Here is a 6,229-nt window from a genome sequence, read left to right as displayed (position 1 = left end):
GCCTGCCTGAATTTCTAAGAGCGTTTTCGCTGTTGCGGGTGCAAAAGTAGAACCTTTTTCCGCTTTTCCAACACTTTCCCCGCCCTTTTTTAAATCTTTTTCAAAACTTTTTCTTAACTCGCTGGCAACGTCCCCTTTACATTTTCATGTTTTTTTGGTTTGCGTGGGATTTTTCTGAAATGATTTCCGTTTTTCCTGTTTTATGCCTGTTTCGCATTCTCCATTTTGCAGAGTTTTCAGGTTTTCCGCGCCTTTTTTAATCATTTTTATGCTTTCGAAATCTTCTTTCCCCCCGAAAATCCTCTTCCGAAGACCGATCCCCTAGCCCCGATAGCAGCGGAAATCCTTTTTGGGCCGGGGTTCGGCCCGAAAAGATTGCAGCGGATAGCGGGATAAAGCTCCTAAACCAAAAATTGCAATTCTTCAAATCTCGAATTCCAAAACTCGAAGGGCCTCGCTCCGCCCTGCCAGACAAATTACTCTTATATAATATGTATATCAAAAAATAACCCGACAGCTTTTGGAAAACTGTCGGGTTTGGTATTATGATTTTATTTTTTACTTAGTCGAAGCGAATTGCTTTTACGGGCGATATTTTTGTTATTATATATGACGGAATTAATAGTACCAAGAAACAAACACCGATGGTAAGCAGGTTTAATAAGAGTATATAAATCCAATTGAGATAAACTGGCGCTTGATTGACATAATAGTTTTCAGGGTTTAGCTGAATTACTCCAAATTGTTGTTGGATTAACAGAATTGAAATTCCAATTAAATTTCCCCAAAACAATCCGCGCAGAATTAGGTAAAAGGCGTTATATAAAAATATTTTACGAACTGACCAGTTATTTGCTCCCATCGATTTTAAAATTCCGATCATTTGAGTTCTTTCTAAAATGAGAACCAAGAGCGCTACTACCATATTAATTGTAGCGACTAGAATCATAACTCCTAAAATGATTATAATATTAAAATCGAATAGTTTTAGCCAATCAAAAATATAGCTGTATTTATCTATTATAGTTTTTGTGTCAAGATTAGACGATGTTCCTTCGTAAATTTTATTTCCAACTGATTTAATTTCATTAAAATCTTTGACAAAAATCTCAAATGCTCCAACTTGATTTTCATTCCACTTATTAATTCTCTGAATATGTCGAATGTCTCCAATAATATATGTTGCATCAAAATCTTGAAATCCTGAGTTAAATATTGCCGCGATTTTAAATCGACGACTGTTTGGAAGCTTCCCTTGCTCCTCTTTTATAAAAAAGGTGTTAAATTGATCTCCAATTTTCAAATTTAAGCGATCTGCAAGAAATCTTGAAATAATAACATCTTCATTTAATGCTTTTGTAAAATCTGGCAATTTTCCTTCTACAATATATTCTTTAATATTGTTCCAATCATAATCTGCTCCCACTCCTTTGAACACAATTCCTTCAAAAGCATTTTCTGTTCTAATTATCCCAGCTTTGGTAGCCACCGCTTGGACATGGCTTACTTCTGGAACGGATTTAAATTTAGGATAAAAATCTTGTTTCTTTGAAATTGGAACTGTTGTGACTTCTGAATTGTTATTATCATAATTAGAAATTACAATCTGACCATTAAAAGCGGAAACTTTTTCACGAATTTTTTTCTGCAAACCTATTCCAGTTGCTACAGAAACCATCATCATGATAATTCCGATTGCAATTGCAGAAATAGCAATTTTTATAATAGGCGCCGAGATACTGCTTTTATAATCTTTCGCAGTAATAAGTCTTTTGGCTATGAAATATTCTAAATTCAAATTATGAAGTTTCTTTATGTTGTTTAATTATTTCTTTCTCAAAAATACATCTTAAAAAAGGAAATCAAGATATTCCTGAAAACAATTACCAGTTTTTATTTATAGTGGCAGTTTCTTTTTCATTTCTTCGACGATATTGAATGCTGCTGGACAAATTTCGACGTTTTTCAAAGTTAAGTTTGAAATTTGATAAAATTTGTTTCGATCAGTATGAGGAAATTCTCTACAGGCTTTTGGACGAACATCATAAATCATACAGTAATTTTCGTTGTCCAAAAACGTACAAGGAACGCTTTTCAAAACATAATCTTTATCCTCGTCAATTCGTAAATACTGATCAATGAATTGTTGCGGCTTCTGCCTGAAATGTTTAGAAATTCGCTCAATATCTGCCAAAGTAAATAACGGCCCAGTTGTTTTACAGCAATTAGCGCACTTCAAGCAATCCGTCCTTTTAAATTCAGCATCGTGCAAATCTTGCATAATATAATCTAAATTCTTTGGCGGTTTCTTTTTAAGCTTATCGAAATACTTTTTATTCTCGTTATGCTTATCTTTGGCTAACTTACTTAAGTTATTTAAAATCTGTTTCAAGTTTACTCTTTAAAATTTATTTGCAAAATTAAACAACTTTGAACTTGAAACCTTAAACTTTGAACTAAAACAATGAAAGATCTTTTTGGGAAAGCGATATTTGATTTTTACACCAAAAATTCACCAGAAGACATTATTACCGAAACTTCAATTTCTGAAGAAGACGAAATGAGTGTTGAATATCTTTTTCGAACTTATAATGAAATGCCAAAAATTGAGCAAAAAGCTTTGCAATTGGCGAAAGGAAAAATATTAGACGTGGGTTGCGGAGCTGGGAGTCATGCTTTATCTCTTCAAAACGAACGAAATTTAGAGATAACAGCTATCGATATTTCAGAAAAAGCAATTGAAACTTGTCGCCTTCGCGGAATTAAAAATGCTAAAGTTGAAAATATTTTAGATTTTGATGACGAAAAATTCGACACGGTTTTACTTTTAATGAATGGAACAGGAATTTTTGGTCAGTTAAAAAACTGCAACACTTACTTATCTAAATTAAAATCTCTTTTAAATCCAGGCGGACAAATTTTAATTGACAGTTCTGATATCATTTATATGTTTGATGAAGATGAAGATGGAGGAAAATGGATTCCGTCTGAAAATGATTATTATGGCGAACTAGTTTTTAACATTAGTTATAAAGGAGAAAAAGAAGAGCCTTTTGATTGGTTATATTTGGATTATAATACACTTCAAAATGCTGCGATTGCGAATGGCTTAAATTGTGAACTGATTCTTGAGGGTGAACATTATGATTATTTAGCCAGACTTTCTATTTAAATCAAACCATAAAAAATTTATGAAAGAACTAGATTTAGAGAAATTAAAATATCCAATTGGAAAATTTATTGCTCCAGAGAATTATTCATTAGAATATCTTGCTGAAAAAATCAAAGAAATTGAAACTTTTCCAGAAAAATTAGCAAATGAGACGGTTCATTTAACTGATGAACAACTCGACACACCTTATCGCCCTGAGGGATGGACTGTAAGACAAGTTATCCATCATTGTGCAGAAAGCCATATAAATTGTTTCATTAGGATTAAATGGACACTAACAGAAAACAATCCGGTTATTAAAGCTTACGATGAAGCACTTTGGTCTGAATTACATGATAATTTAACAATGCCTATTCAGCCAACTCTAGATTTATTGAAAGGACTTCATTTTAGATTGGGTTATCTAATGAGAAATTTATCTGAATCTGATTTAGAAAAAACTTTTGTACATCCTGCAGATAATTCAGAAAACAAACTCAAAAAGATTATTGGGATGTATGCTTGGCATGGAAATCATCATCTAGCACACATTACAACTTTAAAAAAATATAAAAACTGGAAATAACAGAGTGTTTACTTTTTACACAAATTGTATACTTATAAAAACAAAAAAATCTCTTCGGTTGAAGAGATTTTTTGTTTTATGGAATATTAAGATATTTATGAGTCTGTAATGAAACTCTCCATTTTGGATTATTCATAACATAATCAACAATAAGCGGAGTCATTTCTTCTTTTTTACTCCATTCTGGCTGAAGAAATAAAATTGCATTATCGTTTACTAATTCTGCTTGTTCTTCTGCAAAAATAAAATCGTGTTTATTGTAAATAATCACTTTTAATTCATGAGCATTGTCATACACAGTTTGTGTTGGCAGTTTATTCTTTTTTGGCGAAAGACAAATCCAATCCCACGTTCCCGATAACGGAAAAGCTCCAGAAGTTTCAATATGTACTTTTAAATTCTTTTCTTTTAATCGCTTTGTTAAAAGCGTCATATCCCAAGACAAAGGCTCTCCACCAGTCACAACAACTGTATCAGCATATTTTGCAGCATTTTCGACAATTAAATCCACACTTGTCGGCGGATGAAGCTCAGCATTCCAGCTTTCTTTCACATCACACCAGTGACATCCTACATCACATCCACCAATTCTAATAAAATAAGCAGCTCGTCCTGTATGCGAACCTTCTCCTTGAATGGTGTAAAATTCTTCCATCAAAGGCAGCATTGCTCCTTTATTTACTTCTAATTGAATTTCTTTTGGTAACATTTTAATATTTTAAGAGTGCAAAGATAGTCAATAATATACGGAACAAAAAAACCGATAGTTTTTTGAACTATCGGTTTTTAATTATTTTCTAAAATCTAGATTATTTTAAAGTCTTAATAGATTGTGTAGCATATGAATTTGCTGGATCTAATACTAAAGTTTTATTGAAATATTCAATAGCTTTAGCTTTATCAGTATTCGCATAAGCAGCACCAATACCATTGTAAGCTTCAATAAATTTCTTAGTTACAGCAGGTTTAGCAACCTCTTCTGCACCTTTTGCTGAAATTTTAGTAACGTATTCTTCGTAGTTTTTAATGATCATATCATCTTTGTCTAATAAAGAATTGATTCTCGCTTTGTACAAGTATGCTTCATCATAACTAGGAGCAGTAGTCAAAATTTTATCGAAAGCTGCATCTGCTTTCCCTAAAGCAACAGCATCACGGCTTTCTTTTGGTTTACTAGCATTACCATAGTATAAAGAAATTCCATAATAAACACTGTCATCTAAGTAATTTTTAGACTCAGAATTACTTGCTCCAAGTTCAAAAATAGCAGCTGCTTGTGTATATTGTTTTTTACCGAATAATTCTTTTCCAAAATCTGCAAATTCTTCAACTACTAGAGGCTCTAATTCAACTGCTTTTTTGATATCAGCTAAACCTGCATCAAAAGCCGCTTGGTCAATTGTACCGTCAGCTGCAGTTCCTTTTTTAATTTTTGATAATCCTAAGTAGTAGTAATCTCTACCGATAACTTTGTTTCCTGGAGCTTTGATATAATCTTCGATAGATTTGATAGCTACATCAACATTTCCGTTTTCGTAAGCAGCATATCCTAAATATCTGTAAATTCTAGGATTTACTTTATCTTGAGCAATCATTTTGTTTGCAACAGTTTCCAATTGCTTGTAATCTTTAACTAAGATCAAGAAATCTGCATGACGCATTTTAGAATCAAGAGAGTAATCTGTCAAACTTAAATACTTCTCGTAATTTGTAATTGCATTTTGCAAGTTTACTTTAGCAGTAGAAGGTTTGTTTCTTGCCCATTTGTAATAAGTTTCAGCAAGCTCTCTGTAAACTGGTCCGTAGTTAGCATCTAAAGCGATTACTTCATTAAAAGATCTAATCGCTTCATCGTAAGATTTAGCACCTTTTAATAAAACTCCTAATTGCATTTTTGCTCTCAACAAAGTGTTATCTGCTGTAAAAGCATCACGGTATGCTTTATAAGCATCATTTTGGTTATTAGCTCCGTAATAAGCATCTCCAATTGCTAATAATGCTTGTGCATTTTGCGGATCAACTAATAAAGCTCTTTTCAAAATTTCAGTAGCGCTTTTGAAATCTGGATTCTCAGAATTCATGTAAGCTCTAGCGATGTAAATAAACTCATTTACATCTTTTTTCTTCATGTCTTTAGTAGCCAAAGTAAAATTAGCTTGAGCTGCAGCTGAATTTTTTGCATCAAGATCTAATTGTCCTAAACCAATATAGCTTAAGTTTTTCTTATCTGAAGCTTGCAATCCATTATTATAATAGATTTTTGCAGAATCGATAACAGATTGATTTAAATAAACATTTCCCAAAACAAAATTTGCTTCCCCGTCTGAAGGTTTAGCTTTGATGATTGATTTAAGGATAGTTTTTGCTTTATCAAATTGTTCAGCATCAATTGCCTTCTTTGCTTGGTTGATGTCTTGCGCTGTTGCCGCGGTAGCCGAAGCAACTAATGCAAGACTTAAAATTTTAAATTTATTCATCTTTATTGTAATTAA

At 32.5% G+C, this 6,229-nt stretch carries 6 protein-coding genes; 2 read left to right on the top strand and 4 right to left on the bottom strand.

Going from position 1 to position 6,229, the window contains the following annotated elements:
- Positions 1 to 562 precede the first annotated feature (562 nt).
- Both ACE01P_RS20500 and ACE01P_RS20495 read right to left on the bottom strand, forming a co-directional pair.
- Complete coding sequence (locus ACE01P_RS20500) at positions 563 to 1,798, bottom strand: ABC transporter permease (RefSeq protein WP_379700897.1); 1,236 nt, start codon at positions 1,796 to 1,798, stop codon at positions 563 to 565.
- A 99-nt stretch (positions 1,799 to 1,897) separates the two neighbouring features.
- A complete protein-coding gene (locus tag ACE01P_RS20495; RefSeq protein WP_379700896.1) occupies positions 1,898 to 2,392 on the bottom strand; it encodes a YkgJ family cysteine cluster protein in 495 nt (164 codons plus the stop codon).
- A gap of 72 nt (positions 2,393 to 2,464) precedes the next feature.
- On the opposite strand from ACE01P_RS20495, the gene ACE01P_RS20490 reads away from it, so the two are divergent.
- Positions 2,465 to 3,172 (top strand): class I SAM-dependent methyltransferase, encoded by a 708-nt coding sequence (locus ACE01P_RS20490; protein WP_379700894.1) that lies wholly within the window; start codon positions 2,465 to 2,467, stop codon positions 3,170 to 3,172.
- Positions 3,173 to 3,191: 19 nt separating this feature from the next.
- Entirely contained in the window at positions 3,192 to 3,737 is a 546-nt protein-coding gene (locus ACE01P_RS20485; protein WP_379700893.1) for a YfiT family bacillithiol transferase, read from the top strand.
- A gap of 76 nt (positions 3,738 to 3,813) precedes the next feature.
- Here the strand turns inward: ACE01P_RS20485 and ACE01P_RS20480 are convergent, their stop codons facing one another.
- Together ACE01P_RS20480 and ACE01P_RS20475 are read right to left on the bottom strand one after the other, a co-directional pair.
- The gene (locus ACE01P_RS20480) at positions 3,814 to 4,446 is read right to left on the bottom strand and encodes a 7-carboxy-7-deazaguanine synthase QueE (RefSeq protein ID WP_198855500.1); all 633 of its coding nucleotides are present in this window, start codon (positions 4,444 to 4,446) and stop codon (positions 3,814 to 3,816) included.
- 100 nt (positions 4,447 to 4,546) lie between these two features.
- Positions 4,547 to 6,214, bottom strand: coding sequence for a tetratricopeptide repeat protein (locus tag ACE01P_RS20475; RefSeq protein ID WP_379700892.1), 1,668 nt, complete (start codon positions 6,212 to 6,214; stop codon positions 4,547 to 4,549).
- Between the last annotated feature and the right edge of the window lie 15 nt (positions 6,215 to 6,229).

It is taken from the genome of Flavobacterium sp. HJSW_4 (genome assembly GCF_042436695.1).
Lineage (GTDB): Bacteria > Bacteroidota > Bacteroidia > Flavobacteriales > Flavobacteriaceae > Flavobacterium.
The sequence above is the reverse complement of the archived record's forward strand: the minus strand, read 5'-3'. Positions and strand labels throughout refer to the sequence as shown.

What these genes read in the sequence shown, in the direction of transcription:
- ACE01P_RS20480 (WP_198855500.1), bottom strand. Translation starts at nt 4,446, where the DNA reads ATGTTACCAAAAGAAATTCAATTAGAAGTAAATAAAGGAGCAATGCTG.
- ACE01P_RS20485 (WP_379700893.1), top strand. Translation starts at nt 3,192, where the DNA reads ATGAAAGAACTAGATTTAGAGAAATTAAAATATCCAATTGGAAAATTT.
- ACE01P_RS20475 (WP_379700892.1), bottom strand. Translation starts at nt 6,214, where the DNA reads ATGAATAAATTTAAAATTTTAAGTCTTGCATTAGTTGCTTCGGCTACC.
- ACE01P_RS20490 (WP_379700894.1), top strand. Translation starts at nt 2,465, where the DNA reads ATGAAAGATCTTTTTGGGAAAGCGATATTTGATTTTTACACCAAAAAT.